Origin of the sequence: Bradyrhizobium sp. WYCCWR 13022 (assembly GCF_030435535.1) — a bacterium.
Classification (GTDB): Bacteria; Pseudomonadota; Alphaproteobacteria; order Rhizobiales; family Xanthobacteraceae; genus Bradyrhizobium.
In genome coordinates, this window is the sequence record NZ_JAUIZJ010000046.1 from 19,426 (window position 1) to 31,881 (window position 12,456).

Annotated in this window: 16 protein-coding genes; 2 read left to right on the plus strand and 14 right to left on the minus strand. The window is 60.8% G+C overall.

The genetic code is table 11. The features are described from left to right. Nucleotide 1: 1 nt before the first annotated feature. The 14 genes from QY049_RS36720 to QY049_RS36785 all read right to left on the minus strand — a co-directional run bounded on the left by QY049_RS36720 (nucleotide 2) and on the right by QY049_RS36785 (nucleotide 11,237). Nucleotides 2–265: a VirB3 family type IV secretion system protein gene (locus QY049_RS36720; protein ID WP_128929816.1), complete on the minus strand. Its 264-nt coding sequence runs from the start codon at nucleotides 263–265 to the stop codon at nucleotides 2–4. Then, nucleotides 265–534: a TrbC/VirB2 family protein gene (locus tag QY049_RS36725; protein WP_232995658.1), complete on the minus strand. Its 270-nt coding sequence runs from the start codon at nucleotides 532–534 to the stop codon at nucleotides 265–267. Before QY049_RS36725 ends, QY049_RS36720 begins: the two co-directional genes overlap by 1 nt. A 47-nt stretch (nucleotides 535–581) precedes the next feature. Continuing rightward, on the minus strand, nucleotides 582–1,502 hold the full coding sequence (gene trbB, locus QY049_RS36730) for a P-type conjugative transfer ATPase TrbB (RefSeq protein ID WP_128930183.1): 921 nt from the start codon (nucleotides 1,500–1,502) through the stop codon (nucleotides 582–584). A 201-nt stretch (nucleotides 1,503–1,703) separates the two neighbouring features. Then, the gene (locus tag QY049_RS36735; protein WP_128929814.1) at nucleotides 1,704–2,132 is read right to left on the minus strand and encodes a CopG family transcriptional regulator; all 429 of its coding nucleotides are present in this window, start codon (nucleotides 2,130–2,132) and stop codon (nucleotides 1,704–1,706) included. A 7-nt stretch (nucleotides 2,133–2,139) separates the two neighbouring features. Next, nucleotides 2,140–4,122 carry a conjugal transfer protein TraG gene (locus QY049_RS36740; RefSeq protein WP_128955108.1) on the minus strand — a complete coding sequence of 661 codons (1,983 nt, stop codon included), beginning with the start codon at nucleotides 4,120–4,122 and terminating at the stop codon, nucleotides 2,140–2,142. A gap of 43 nt (nucleotides 4,123–4,165) precedes the next feature. Continuing rightward, the gene (locus QY049_RS36745; RefSeq protein ID WP_128929812.1) at nucleotides 4,166–5,923 is read right to left on the minus strand and encodes a DUF3363 domain-containing protein; all 1,758 of its coding nucleotides are present in this window, start codon (nucleotides 5,921–5,923) and stop codon (nucleotides 4,166–4,168) included. A 624-nt stretch (nucleotides 5,924–6,547) separates the two neighbouring features. After that, nucleotides 6,548–7,447: a lytic transglycosylase domain-containing protein gene (locus QY049_RS36750; RefSeq protein ID WP_232995621.1), complete on the minus strand. Its 900-nt coding sequence runs from the start codon at nucleotides 7,445–7,447 to the stop codon at nucleotides 6,548–6,550. Further along, nucleotides 7,447–7,959: a S26 family signal peptidase gene (locus QY049_RS36755; RefSeq protein WP_128929811.1), complete on the minus strand. Its 513-nt coding sequence runs from the start codon at nucleotides 7,957–7,959 to the stop codon at nucleotides 7,447–7,449. Before QY049_RS36755 ends, QY049_RS36750 begins: the two co-directional genes overlap by 1 nt. Then, a complete protein-coding gene (locus QY049_RS36760; protein ID WP_128929810.1) occupies nucleotides 7,956–8,420 on the minus strand; it encodes a DUF2840 domain-containing protein in 465 nt (154 codons plus the stop codon). Before QY049_RS36760 ends, QY049_RS36755 begins: the two co-directional genes overlap by 4 nt. Nucleotides 8,421–8,706: 286 nt before the next feature. Beyond that, a complete protein-coding gene (locus QY049_RS36765) occupies nucleotides 8,707–9,588 on the minus strand; it encodes a replication initiator protein A (protein WP_128930181.1) in 882 nt (293 codons plus the stop codon). Between the two features lie 23 nt (nucleotides 9,589–9,611). After that, on the minus strand, nucleotides 9,612–9,893 hold the full coding sequence (locus QY049_RS36770) for an AlpA family transcriptional regulator (protein WP_128929809.1): 282 nt from the start codon (nucleotides 9,891–9,893) through the stop codon (nucleotides 9,612–9,614). Nucleotides 9,894–10,024: 131 nt separating this feature from the next. Then, nucleotides 10,025–10,465, minus strand: coding sequence for a DUF2285 domain-containing protein (locus QY049_RS36775; RefSeq protein WP_188637459.1), 441 nt, complete (start codon nucleotides 10,463–10,465; stop codon nucleotides 10,025–10,027). Between the two features lie 139 nt (nucleotides 10,466–10,604). Then, entirely contained in the window at nucleotides 10,605–10,799 is a 195-nt protein-coding gene (locus tag QY049_RS36780) for a DUF6499 domain-containing protein (RefSeq protein ID WP_128929807.1), read from the minus strand. Nucleotides 10,800–10,964: 165 nt separating this feature from the next. After that, nucleotides 10,965–11,237, minus strand: a complete 273-nt coding sequence (locus QY049_RS36785; protein ID WP_128929806.1) for a DUF2285 domain-containing protein — start codon at nucleotides 11,235–11,237, stop codon at nucleotides 10,965–10,967. 143 nt (nucleotides 11,238–11,380) lie between these two features. On the opposite strand from QY049_RS36785, the gene QY049_RS36790 reads away from it, so the two are divergent. Both QY049_RS36790 and QY049_RS36795 read left to right on the plus strand, forming a co-directional pair. Beyond that, nucleotides 11,381–11,629: a helix-turn-helix domain-containing protein gene (locus QY049_RS36790; protein ID WP_128929805.1), complete on the plus strand. Its 249-nt coding sequence runs from the start codon at nucleotides 11,381–11,383 to the stop codon at nucleotides 11,627–11,629. Between the two features lie 267 nt (nucleotides 11,630–11,896). Continuing rightward, complete coding sequence (locus QY049_RS36795) at nucleotides 11,897–12,178, plus strand: helix-turn-helix domain-containing protein (RefSeq protein WP_128955107.1); 282 nt, start codon at nucleotides 11,897–11,899, stop codon at nucleotides 12,176–12,178. Nucleotides 12,179–12,456: the final 278 nt, after the last annotated feature.

Consider the following 12,456-nt stretch of genomic DNA (forward strand, 5'->3'; position numbering starts at 1 on the left):
CCTAAAGATCGAAATGAGCGGGAATTCGCAGGTGGCGGTGTACGACCTCGACGAAAGCGGGATCGCGCTTTGCGGCCCATACAGCTGCGGCGTGGCCGAGCGCCCAGAGCAGCAGGCCCGCGATCCACAGGCGCAATCCCAATCCAAGTGCCGCTGCGAGCGTGCCATTGACGATCGCAACAGCTCTCGGCGCTCCGCCCATCAGGATCGGTTCGGTCAATGCGCGATGCACCGGCACGAGGAAGCCTGCGACGCCCTCCTGCATCAGATCACCACGCCGCCGCCAAACGAGAAGAACGACAGGAAGAAACTCGAAGCCGCAAAGGCAATCGACAGGCCGAAGACGATCTGGATCAGCCGGCGAAAGCCGCCGGACGAATCGCCGAAGGCCAGCGTCAAGCCTGTGACCACGATGATGATGACCGCGATGATCTTGGCGACAGGCCCCTCGACCGATTGCAGAATCTGGTTGAGCGGCTGCTCCCAGGGCATGTTGGAGCCGGCGGCCATGACGGGGGTAGCGGTCGTGGTCATGGCAATCAAGGCCAGGGTGAAAGCTTGCGAAGTCTGGAGGCGATGGTTCACTTGAGATCTCCTGCTGGTGAAAGACTGTAGTCGCCGCCCGCACTGATGCCCTCGACGCGGGCGAGCTCGGCAAGGCGGCGATCGGCGCCGCGCCCCGAAAGGACGGCGATGACATTGATGGTCTCGGCAATGAGCGCGCGCGGGACGGTGACGACCGCCTCCTGGATGAGCTGCTCCAGGCGACGTAGCGCCCCGAGCGCAGAACCTGCGTGGATCGTGCCGATGCCGCCGGGATGCCCCGTGCCCCAGGCCTTGAGGAGATCGAGCGCCTCCGCGCCTCGGACCTCACCGATTGGAATTCGATCCGGCCGCAGCCGAAGTGAAGAGCGCACGAGGTCAGACAGCGAGACCACGCCGTCCTTGGTTCGCAGAGACACGAGGTTTGCTGCCAGGCATTGCAGCTCCCTGGTATCTTCGATCAGAACGACCCGGTCGGAGGTCTTGGCAACCTCCACCAGCAGCGCATTGGTCAGCGTGGTCTTGCCTGTCGACGTGCCGCCCGCGACGAGGATGTTCTGTCGCCCGGCAACGGCGTCCCGCAGCATCGCGGCTTGACCGGCGCGCATGATCCCGGCGGCGACGTAATCGTCGAGCGTAAAGACAGCGACCGCTGGCTTTCGGATCGCAAAGGTCGGCCGAGCCACGACCGGCGGCAACAATCCCTCGAACCGCTCTCCGGTTTCCGGCAGCTCGGCCGAGATCCGGGGAGCAGCTCCATGGACCTCTGCACCGACATGATGCGCGACCAGCCGAATGATGCGCTCCCCGTCCGCAGGTGACAGCTGCTGGCCGGTATCCTCCAAACCGCCGGACAGGCGGTCGATCCAGAGCCGCCCATCGGGATTGAGCATCACTTCGATGACGGCATCGTCTTCGAGATAGCGCGCGACCGCAGGCCCGAGCGCGCTGCGCAGCATGCGCGCGCCGCGCGAGATCGCCTCCGCTTGAGCCGACTGGATTATCACGAGAGCCCCATTCGCTTGAGAGCGCCCCCCACGAGCGCCTCAGATGGGGACGATTAGAAAAACCACGATGGAAGATGACGCAACAACGTGGCTCGTCGGATCGTAGGCTAGCGTAGAAAGAGAAACATTGGCGCAAAGCCTCAACAACCGATGTCAGTTGCTGTCTCCGTCCGCCGGCTGCCGAACGATATCTTCGGGAATCTCGCGCAGAAAACTCTGCCCCTTTTGCAGGCGACGGCCGAGCGTCTCGACAAAACCCTCGAAGCGCTCACGCCCCTTGGCTTGGGCGGCAGCCTGGGCGTCGGAGGGAAGCGGGGGCGTGACTGTCAACCAGAACCGCACGAACAGAGCCAGAGTTTCAGCGGTAAGTCCGAGGTCGCGTTCGAGGCGTTGCATTTGGCGCGATATCCTGTCGAGACGACGCGAAAAGGCGGCTTCCCGCCGGTCCGAGCCATCTGGGGACAGGAACGAGCTGACTGCCGCCTCGACGATTGCAGAGCGTGAGATGTTTTTTCGATCGGCAAGTTCCGTGATCTGTGCCAACAGCTCTGGAGGGAAGTAGACGTTCATGCGGTTGCGCATGATCTTCTCACAATTCAATGCCATCATTCGGGTCGAGTGCGGCTTGCCGCGCAACGCCGCGCATCTTCTGCCGCAGCAGGCGCGACTGGCGCGCGGCATCTTCGTCGTCTTCCAGCACGGCGAATTCCTCGGCCGGCGCGACCTCCGTCGTTTCCTTAACGATGGCGAGGTGATCCGGAAGCTCGGGCTCTCGCCGCAGTCCGCCATTGGCCGTGTCAGCGTCGCCACCGCCAATGTCCGCGGGCGTCTTATCGGGAATAGCGGCCTTCAGCCCTGACCAGCTGTCGGCGCGAGAAGACCTTCGGATCTTGACGGGATCTGGCGGGGGAAGTACGCGCTCGGCAAATCGCTCATCCTCGTAGTAGCGCACTTTTCTCGCACGGATTGGAGGAGTGCCTGCCACCATCACGATCTCCTCTGACGGCGGCAGCTGCATGACCTCTCCCGGGGTCAGAAGCGGCCGCGCGGTATCTTGGCGAGAGACCATGAGATGGCCGAGCCATGGGTTGAGCCGATGGCCGGCGTAGTTCTTCATGGAGCGTATTTCGGTTGCCGTGCCTAGCGCATCGGAGACGCGCCTTGCGGTGCGCTCATCATTGGTCGCAAAGCTTACCCGGACATGACAGTTGTCTAGGATCGCGTTATTCGGGCCGTAGGCCTTCTCGATCTGGTTGAGCGACTGGGCAATGAGGAACGCCTTGATGCCGTAGCCGGCCATGAAAGCCAGTGCCGACTCGAAAAAATCAAGTCGTCCCAAAGCTGGAAATTCATCCAGCATCAGCAACACGCGGTGACGGCGATCCTTATCCTGAAGGTCCTCGGTGATCCGCCGCCCGATTTGGTTGAGGATCAAGCGGACTAGTGGCTTGGTTCGCGAAATATCCGAGGGCGGCACGACCAGGTAGAGCGTGGTGGGGCAGTTGTCTGCGATAAGGTCGGCGATCCGCCAATCGCAGCGGCTTGTCACTTCGGCGACGACGGGATCCCGATAAAGTCCGAGGAAGGACATCGCTGTCGAAAGCACACCCGAGCGTTCATTCTCGGATTTGTTCAGCAGCTCTCTTGCCGTAGAGGCGACGACCGGATGCGGCCCCTGGTCCTTGAGGTGTGCTGTCGTCATCATCGCGTTCAGCGTCGTTTCGATCGGCCGCTTGGGATCCGATAGAAAAGCGGCGACGCCGGCGAGCGTCTTATTGGGCTCGGCATAGAGGACGTGAAGGATTGCCCCGACGAGCAGGGAATGACTGGTTTTCTCCCAATGGTTCCGCTTGTCGAGCGAGCCCTCGGGGTCTACGAGCACATCTGCGACGTTCTGGACGTCCCTGACCTCCCACTCCCCGCGCCGGACCTCCAGAAGCGGATTATAGGCTGATGATCTGGCATTGGTCGGATCGAACAGCAGCACACGGCCGTGCTTCGACCGAAACCCGGCTGTGAGCTGCCAGTTCTCACCCTTGATGTCGTGCACGATGGCCGAGTGCGGCCATGTCAGCAGCGAGGGGACGACGAGCCCGACGCCCTTGCCGGACCTCGTTGGAGCAAAGCAGAGGACGTGCTCGGGCCCATCGTGACGCAGGTCGTTCTTCTCCAGTCGGCCAAGCACAACCCCGTCCGCGCTCAGCAAACCTCCCGCCCTCACCTCCTCAAGCTTGGCCCATCGGGCCGAGCCATAGGTGGCAACGTCCTTGGCCTCCCGGGCGCGCCAGACAGACATGGCGATGGCCACGGCGATGGAGAGAAAGCTTCCAGAGGCGGCGATGTAGGCGCCCTCGGTGAATACGTCAGGTGCATAGGCGTCGAACACGAACCACCACCAGAAGAACTCGGGCGGGTAATAGACCGCAAATCCATACATCTTGAACCAGGGCAGACCGAGCTCGGGTTGGAAGGCCAAGCGCCAGGCCGTCCACTCCGTCGCGCTCCAGATCGTGAGCAGGACGATCGCGCCGACAGCCACGAGCTGCCCCCACAAGATCTTGGTTCCGGACATCGACAAGGCTCTCCTTCGCTGAATGACGCTCTGGCCAAGGAAATCAAAGACCGAGGTCGCGCTTGCGGCCGAAACTCCACTCGATCCCACCGCCATCCCTAACGCTTCCCGTCACATGCTGGCCGAGGCGTTTTTCCAGTTCGCGCGTCCAGGGGACGAGTTGAAAGCCAAGCCCATTGTCGATCAATGCAAAGCGGCCCGACGTGAGGGACAGGCTCTTTCGGTATGTTCCTGCGACCTGCTCACCGACTGCGGCTTGCGCGTGAGGCAAGCCGGTCTCGGCCGCGATTTCGGCACCGGCCGCCTCTAGCTCCCGGCGCCGCAGCGTATTGAGGAGATCGCGTTGCAGGATGATGCGCCCTCCCGCTCGGTGTGCGAGCCCTGCTTCTGCAAGATGTTCGGCTCGCGCCTGCATCGCTTGCCGAGCCTCCCGCCCGAAGCCGCCCAAGGCGAGCGGCATCGAATCGCGCTCGACCAGTCGGTGGTCGAGCCAGGTTGCTCCCGGCGCACCTATTTGCGCGGGAAGATCGAAATCCGAGCGATTGGCGAGCACGCGCGTCGGCCGCTGCTCGTCCATCCCACCGAACTGCCTGACTTCGACAATGCCGCCAATGGGGGGCGCCTGTTCGAATGCCTCAAGACCACGAAAGCGGACGTGATGGAGCCGTCCGTCGGTCGCATCAATGAGCGCATAGGCTTCGCCGGTGAGCTCGTCGTGTAGCCCGGTTGCCAATAATCGCCCGATAATCGGTGCGGTCGTTCTTTCCCCCGTAACGGCGAATTCCGAGAGACTTCGTTCCTGTCCCCGCTCTGTCATCGCTTGATGCATGGTCTTGATGATATCGCCCCGAATTGCAAGGTCTCTGAGATGGGGTTCTGCGTCCAAACCCACCATCCACTCACCGGGTACCGCCGATGAGGCAAGGCCCATCTTTTGCAGATGCTGAAGGCGCCCGATCATAAGGCGGCGGATTTCGGGGTCAGATATCCCTTCCCGATCGGGCCGCAGGTCGAGATAGCCGGTCTCGTCGGCAGCCAGACGGATCTCGCGGTCGAGCCGTGTCCATCTTTCGGCGAAGACTTCGCGTTCGAGAGCCCTGCGGATCTCGTGCTCGGCTTTGGGCCCGAGCTCGATGGATGCCAGCTCTTCCGCGCGAGAGCGTAGTCCCTGGCTGATATAGTCGCGGGAGATCACGAGGTCCTCAACGTTGTCGCTGACCCCGCGAACAAGCAGGTGAATGTGTGGATTGTCCGTGTTCCAGTGATCGACGGCGACCCAGTCGAGCCGTGTGCCGAGGTCCGCCTTCATCTGCCTGGCGAGATCGCGCGTGAACGCTTTCAGATCGCTCATCTCGCCCCCGTCCTCGGGTGCGATGATGAATCGAAAATGATGCCGATCGCCCTTGCAACGCTCGGCGAAGGCGCTGCCATCAACCTCTTCGCGTTCGGCGTCAAACAGCGAGGCTCTCTCGCCGCTGCGGGTCACGCCATCGCGCCGGAGGTACGAGATATGCGCCGCGAGTGATGCCGAGCCGAATGCCAATCCCTTATGCCGCGCGACCCGCGCCTTCACGGTCACGCGGCGCGCAGCGCTAAACAGACGGTTGCGGGCAAACTGGAGCCGGCCGCGGCCGAACGTCGAGCGCCCGACGCGTCCTCCGCGGCTCATCGAGGAGGCGGAGGTGTGGCCCGCCTTCTGCGCCGCTTGCAGTACCTGATTGAAGAAGCTCTTGGCCTTGGGCGCGCGCGTGCTGCGGATGCGGCCGGGCCGGATGTGAAGTTCGCTGTCCTTGGTATTCACGGTCGTTCTTTCCTCGTAAATCTTAGTCAGTACCGAAAGATGCATTGAATTTGCTTGTGAATGTTCAAAGCGCGGCACGCGCCACGACCGATCGGCACGCCAGAACCCAAGCCATGGCAATGGCTTGGCGTTCGACGGGCGAGCCGCTTTTATCTTGCCCTAGCCCGTCGTTCTTTGTTACTCGCTCTTCCTTCCTCTAGTTGACGAACATTTCGTCTGCTGGTCCACGGATCAGCAGACAAATCTCCTGCCTTTTCGCCTGCAAAGGAGGGAGATTTACGGCAAAGAGCAGTTGGGATTCATTGTGGTGGATCCTCCAACAGCGCCTGCAGAAACACGTCGGCTGGTGGCCGATTCATTGGGAAAAAAACAGCCGCGACGTGGCAGTTAGTTTGCGAAGCGCACACTGTTTGCGAGCGCTTGCGATAGCGATCGTTACCCGAAGGGCCGAGACACCCATAGGGTGGCTCGGTGAGGAGCGAAGCGACGAGTAGAGCGCGGGCCGAAGGCATCGCCCATATGCCGTATGCAGATGCCGGACGCTTACGGTCGTTCACCTCCGCCCCTCTCACTTCTCGCCGATCGCTCGCTGACATGTGTTCCGCTCCGCAACCGCGCTTCTGATCATTGCATGGTGCGAGAATCGGTCCGCGCCACGAATAGACCAGTCGAGCTTGGAACGATCCGCAGAATATCTCGCGAGGAGATAGCGTTCATGATGTCTGCCGAAGGCACAATCCTTATCGACCGGTCGTCCGTTCTCGGCATGTCAGTTGGCTTATGAGTTGACTGCGGAATGAGCAGCGACGATGCTGATGACGTGACGCCAGCCTTCCAGGTCGGTTGCTGATCGACGTCCAGCACGGACCCAAGCCTCTTCACATAGGCTTGGGTTTCGACAGGCAATGGACGCCCGGCAAGATGCTCCTGATAGCGCAGCGGTCCTGCGTGATAGGCAGCAAATACGCCGTTCGGTCCGAAGCGGTCGAGCATTTCACGCAGATACGCCGTTCCTGCCAGGATGTTGTCACGGGGGTCGAACGGATCGCTGCCGAGGGCGTGCCGGCGGCGCAATTCGGCCCAGGTGTCGGGCATGAGCTGCATCAGCCCCATGGCGCCTTTGGGCGATCTGGCACGAACGTCTCCAGTGCTTTCGACAGCCATCACCTCGACAATCCAGGAGACTGGAATGGAAAAACGCTGTGAAGCTTCGATGATGAAGGTTTCGAATGGCTGGGCCCCTTCGTGCTCCGCCCCTGTTGCTGTCTCCTCGGCGACCGAAGCACTGCAAAGCGCGAGCACGAGCAACAGGAAGGGTGCAGCGAACAGGCGCGCGCCAAACTGTGCCAGGTACGTCCTCCTGCGCGCCTCTTCCCGATGGAGAAAGCCTTTGTGCGCGCCATTCAGCAGCGGGAGGTGTTCCTCCCTAACATCGCCTTTGCATGGAGGAGCCGGAATGGAGAAAGGGCCTTGCGGTCCATCGAACAAGCGCATGGTGAAATGAATATGACGAACACACCTCATCACTCCTCCGAGGTCCACACCGGGTCCGCACGGCCGATCACGGCTGCGGCTGGAAGAAAGCCAAAATACCGGCCGTCGAAGGACTCATCCGATTGCCAGTTCATGAGAAAGAGCTCGGCCGGCCCGACGACGCGGCAGCCCTGCCAGTCTGGCAGCGGACGGCCGCGGCCGTCACGCTCACGCGCCTCACCCATAGCAATGTTGTCCACCGAGATGGCGAGGCCTGTTCTGCAAACCGTCTGCCCGGGGAGCGCGAGGATACGTTTGAGCATAGGAAGGCCGAGCGGCAAATAGCCCTTCAGGTCGAGGAAGCTCGCCAGCGGTTCAGGCGGCTGAACCGCAACCAGCTCCGTGACATACAAAGTCTCTGCGGAACGCAGGCGGTAAAGGCCGATGGGCACGCTCGGCGATGCATTCCAGATGAAGGCCGGCGTTCGCCCTTCCACGATGGTTACGGCGATCGCTGCGGCAGCCCCGCACATCGCAAGCAGCGTCATCATCCGCCCTCTCATCGGATGATCCTCCGCCGGCGAAGCCAGGCCTGATGGCGAGCTTTCGTGTAGGGACGTGGGCTTTCATTGACGGAAAGACGGTTGTGGACATGCTGCCAATGATCTGGGGCGACATCAGCCGGATCGATACCAAGTGCCTCGACGGCATCGATCATCTGCAGCACGCGCTCGACCTTCGGCCAGCCAGAAAGGCGAAGCAGAATGTCGCCTCCTGGCTTCACATAGGGCACGGTCGAGCAGCGCTGACCCGCGGCGACGGCACGCAGGATATCAATGCGCGAAATCACCGTCCCGAAATCATTCGACGTCCAACGAACGAACGCAAAGATGCTGCCTGGAGCAAATGCCAGGACGCGACGATGGCGATCGAGCTTCCGTTCCTCGACATTGCGGCCAAATCGAACCCGGTTCTCGATCCGCTTCTCCAGCCACAGCACTTCCACCTCGGTGAGATCGCTCATGCTGTCTCTCCCGGAAGCTCGAAAAGCCAACGGCTAGTGATGAGGACGGACGATTGCGGGATTTGAACCTGAAGGCAGCTCGACCGTCCGTGCCACTGCCGCTCTTCCACAATGTGGGCAACAGCGAGTTCCGTTAGAAGAAATCCGAAGGATTTCTGGTTAGTAAAGTTAGGGGGCCAGGAAAGCGCGCGTTCACAAGCCTTTAGGTTCGCTTTCGGTCCCCGATAGCACGATGATCTGGTCCCTGATGGCACGAGGGTTGCGGTCCCCGATAGCACGAGCTGATTCACAGGTTGTCCCCTGAAATTGGTCCCGAACGACGCGCCGACAGGCGCGCCGTAACGGGAAGGTTTGGGATCGAGGCGAAGTTCAGCCGCTCGCGGCCGTTTGGATCGCGCGTGAGGACGAGCCGATAGCCCGGCAATGTCTGCCGCTGGACAATCTGTCGAACGTCGTAGGCAAAATGCTTGAGCGGCGAGAGGCTGCCGGACTTGGCATGAAGATGGGCAAGGTCGAAGCTCCAGCCGCCGCGCTGCCGGCCGCCGTGCTTGCGCACCAGCCGGTAAAGCCAGCGCTCAAGGCCACCTGTCAGGTCGAAATAGGCGCGGTCGATCGTCAGAACGAGAGCGTCATCGATCACGCCGGCATAGAACCAATCTGGCAGGATCAGTTCGATCCCAAATGGTCTGCCATATGCATCAGCGGCTTCCTTCCACTCGTTAATCCAGGAGAAGCGGTGCCGCCGCCGTTCTGCGGGTTGACGGATCGAGGTCAGCACGGTCGTTGACTGAAGTCTGTCAAGACCTGCCTTCAGCCGGTCGTAGTCGCGTGCGCTGGTGCCGCGGCCGACGAACGTCAGAATCTCATATGGCGTTGCGGCTATCAGGCGTGATGTTTTCAGACCGGCATCGCGAGCTTCGACGATCTGGGAGGCAGCCCAAATCAGGACGTCGGCGTCCCAGATCGTTGCCATGCCGTGCTCCGGGACAGCTTCGACGCGGATTGAGGTTGTTCCGGCGCAGAAATCGATGGGCACGATCCTTTTGGTCTTAGCCAGCGAAAAGAATGGATAAGCCATCAGATCCTGCGCATCGCGTGGAGCAAGATCTCCCGGCAGGGCGCGGAAAAGCTCAAGCTGATGGCGGTCGGCTTGCTGAATGCGTCGCATGATGATTGCCTTCAGAGCGACCATCAGCGGTGTTCCTGGCCGGCATAACGACGTAGTTGCGAATGCTTTTTGGCCGGCAGCACCGTGTCTTTGCCAGGGTCAGAAGTGGACGTTTTGGCGCCGAGATCGGCCCACGCTTTCAGGTCGTCCAAGGCGTAGACGACGCGGCCGCCGATCTTCCGGTAGGTCGGCCCGGTACCGTAAGTGCGATGTTTTTCCAGCGTGCGGCCAGACAGGCCGAGGTAGCGTGCAGCCTCGGGAGTGCGCAGGAAACGCGGAGGAAGTCCGGCGGTCGGATCGGGCATTTGAGAGCTCCAAGATGGCGGCGCACCACCCATGAGGGCGCCGGCGTGGGTGTGGTCATCTTGGAGAAGCAGGGCTTCGGAGGGGGATGCCGAAGATCGGGGGTGCATGTTTCGACACCCCCGCGATGAGGCTATTTGTTCCTGCGCCCGGAGCGCAGAAGCCTGCAATAGCCGCCCCGCATCAAGGAGAAGCCGTCGTGTACCAGACGGATGATGAGGCTACGGGAATCGTGGGTCTTCCAGGCTTGCTTTGGGACGCTTTTCTTTCCAAGCAGTGCCAACGCGATCACACGATAGCTGCTACCGGCATGACGTGCGTCGAGCGCACGCGCGACTTGCCTTAGGCGATCCCGGCGCTGTTTGGAAAGTTCGTGGAAAGCGGGGCCTGCCGCGCGTCCGTTGAGCGCGCGCCACAATCTGCGAGCTGCATGCGCTCGCGGCGGCAAGTTCTCATCGAAGGGAAGTTTGGCGGCATAGCGATGACCAATGGAAGGTTCATCCTTCAACCAGACACGGTGGTTCACGGTCCCGATGCGCAGCACGGCGTGCCACCCATCAGCGGCGCGACGCATTTCGGCCGTCGAGACGTTGAATAGAGGTAGATCTGGCGCACTCGGGTCAGCGCCTGACGTCGTTACCGCAACCGGGACGACATCCGGCAGCGCCTCGGGCGCCCAAAAGATTGTCTGTTGATCAAAGGACCGCTGCGGGTCATGGGCGAAAGCAGATGCCCCACTTCCTCCTGAATTCCTCGGTGACTTCACCCGTCGGGCTCTTGGCGATCACAGCCTGGTAGTCACGTTGGTATTCAGGATTGCGACGCACGAACTCCCAAGCGATATCAGTGGGGTCAGCATTATTCAGGTAGTCGTAGGAGTCCGGGGAGCGCCAATCGACTTGGGCCATAACATCCGCCTCATTGCAAAGAGCTAACAACGATGACGGCGCAATAGCTGCGAACAGGCCTTTGGGAAAAGATGCCAGCTTGTCACCACGTGGTGCACGTGAGTCACCACGCCCGAGTGCCGAGAAAAAGGTGTCGTCAGAACCAAAGCCGTCTAGAAAACTATTCTAGGTTGATCTAGGTCCGCGCAACAGACGTCCCTGTTCGGTCAACCACTTCGCGCGCTGAACATGTGTCTGGTATGCAGTACGCGCACGCTCCGGCTCGCGATCGGAGTCGATGTGCAACACGATCCGAGCGACCTCGGACCAATCGGCCCCCTCGCTCTCCGCCTGCAGAAGGCGCATGTAGGTTACGACATGCTGTTCGTCGTAGGAGGTCATGGCGTCCCCAGCGGGAGGGGCATCGGCCACTTCGGGATTTAAGTTGAACTTGGTCATGGGCTGACAACAAACATCGAATAATTGCAAGGTTCCTGGACGCGCGATTGACGAGCGGTCTCATTTTAGTCGTATTCCGGGGTCGGTGCAGATACATACTATAGGAGATAAACCTCATAGTATGTAAGACGCAACTTGCGCGAATGGACATGCGCAAGTTGGTCGGCCGGAATTTCGCAAAGCTGCGGAAGCAAAAGCGCTTTACGCAGGAGAAGTTCGCCGACCTGTCCGGCTTTACTCAACAATACATCAGCGACTTGGAACGCGGCCGCCGCAATCCAACCGTCGTAAGCCTGTTCCAGCTCGCCAGTGCGTTGGGCGTCACTCCGGTTGATCTCATCGCGCCGGACGAGGAGGCGCGAAACGAAGGAAAACTGGCCAAGCGGAAGTAACTGTTTCCGAAAAAGCCAAAGCACCTGCCCCAAGTGAGGGTAGGACGCTTCCCACAGGTGCGACGATGGTTCGGACAGCACTGTTCGCACGTCGACGGCTCCAACGGCCTACAAAAGTCTTACCGTTTCAGCTGCGCCAGCAACCTCCTTGGGAGACACGGGATGTTCTGGTGATGGCGTGCTGAACGGTCTCTCTATCGAGAGCCTACTTAAATAGTCGGGCCATATCCAGTGGTTTAATGGGCCACCAAATGGCTGCCTGCGCAAATGAAAGCTCGCGCACTCGTAGCCTGGAATATACGCCGGATACGCGTCGATCGCGGTATTCCGCAGGAGCAATTGGCTTATGACGCGGGAATAGATCGTTCGTATATGAGTGGTCTTGAGCGGAAGTTGGAAAATCCTACGATTGATTTGCTTGACCGGTTGGCTGACACCCTCGGTGTCCAACTCAACGAGTTATTCCTTCCATTACCAAAGGGCGCTACGATCCATAAAACATTGCCTAAAGGGCGCAAATCGACCCGACTTGACCGCAAGAAGAAATAACACCCTCTGTTTCGACAATCGCGGGATATACGCCTACGTCGCTTGTGTAACGCGTGGGCCGTCTTTGGAGCGAGATGGCCCTGATCGTAACAGGCCGGTGCGAAGGGGTTTGCCGATCTCAGTGGCGCCGACCTGTGGCTAGTGCTGAATCCATCGCAAAATTAAGATTCGCATTCCGAGCCCATGGAATTCGCGCCGATGTGCGGAAAGCCCGCCCGGCGAACCGGGCGGGGCTTGGCGGAGGATCTCACTCGCCGTTCTTGCGCGGCCGGGACCAG

Bases quoted from the DNA above. Each gene is read 5' to 3' on its own strand.
- QY049_RS36740 (WP_128955108.1), bottom strand. From the start codon at position 4,122: ATGTCCGGAACCAAGATCTTGTGGGGGCAGCTCGTGGCTGTCGGCGCG.
- QY049_RS36775 (WP_188637459.1), bottom strand. From the start codon at position 10,465: ATGCGTCGCGCCGCTGATGGGTGGCACGCCGTGCTGCGCATCGGGACC.
- QY049_RS36765 (WP_128930181.1), bottom strand. From the start codon at position 9,588: ATGCGACGCATTCAGCAAGCCGACCGCCATCAGCTTGAGCTTTTCCGC.
- QY049_RS36750 (WP_232995621.1), bottom strand. From the start codon at position 7,447: ATGAGGTGTGTTCGTCATATTCATTTCACCATGCGCTTGTTCGATGGA.
- QY049_RS36755 (WP_128929811.1), bottom strand. From the start codon at position 7,959: ATGAGAGGGCGGATGATGACGCTGCTTGCGATGTGCGGGGCTGCCGCA.
- QY049_RS36735 (WP_128929814.1), bottom strand. From the start codon at position 2,132: ATGCGCAACCGCATGAACGTCTACTTCCCTCCAGAGCTGTTGGCACAG.
- QY049_RS36725 (WP_232995658.1), bottom strand. From the start codon at position 534: ATGACCACGACCGCTACCCCCGTCATGGCCGCCGGCTCCAACATGCCC.
- QY049_RS36770 (WP_128929809.1), bottom strand. From the start codon at position 9,893: ATGCCCGATCCGACCGCCGGACTTCCTCCGCGTTTCCTGCGCACTCCC.
- QY049_RS36785 (WP_128929806.1), bottom strand. From the start codon at position 11,237: ATGACCAAGTTCAACTTAAATCCCGAAGTGGCCGATGCCCCTCCCGCT.
- trbB (WP_128930183.1), bottom strand. From the start codon at position 1,502: ATGCTGCGCAGCGCGCTCGGGCCTGCGGTCGCGCGCTATCTCGAAGAC.
- QY049_RS36780 (WP_128929807.1), bottom strand. From the start codon at position 10,799: ATGGCCCAAGTCGATTGGCGCTCCCCGGACTCCTACGACTACCTGAAT.
- QY049_RS36720 (WP_128929816.1), bottom strand. From the start codon at position 265: ATGCAGGAGGGCGTCGCAGGCTTCCTCGTGCCGGTGCATCGCGCATTG.
- QY049_RS36760 (WP_128929810.1), bottom strand. From the start codon at position 8,420: ATGAGCGATCTCACCGAGGTGGAAGTGCTGTGGCTGGAGAAGCGGATC.
- QY049_RS36790 (WP_128929805.1), top strand. From the start codon at position 11,381: ATGGACATGCGCAAGTTGGTCGGCCGGAATTTCGCAAAGCTGCGGAAG.
- QY049_RS36795 (WP_128955107.1), top strand. From the start codon at position 11,897: ATGAAAGCTCGCGCACTCGTAGCCTGGAATATACGCCGGATACGCGTC.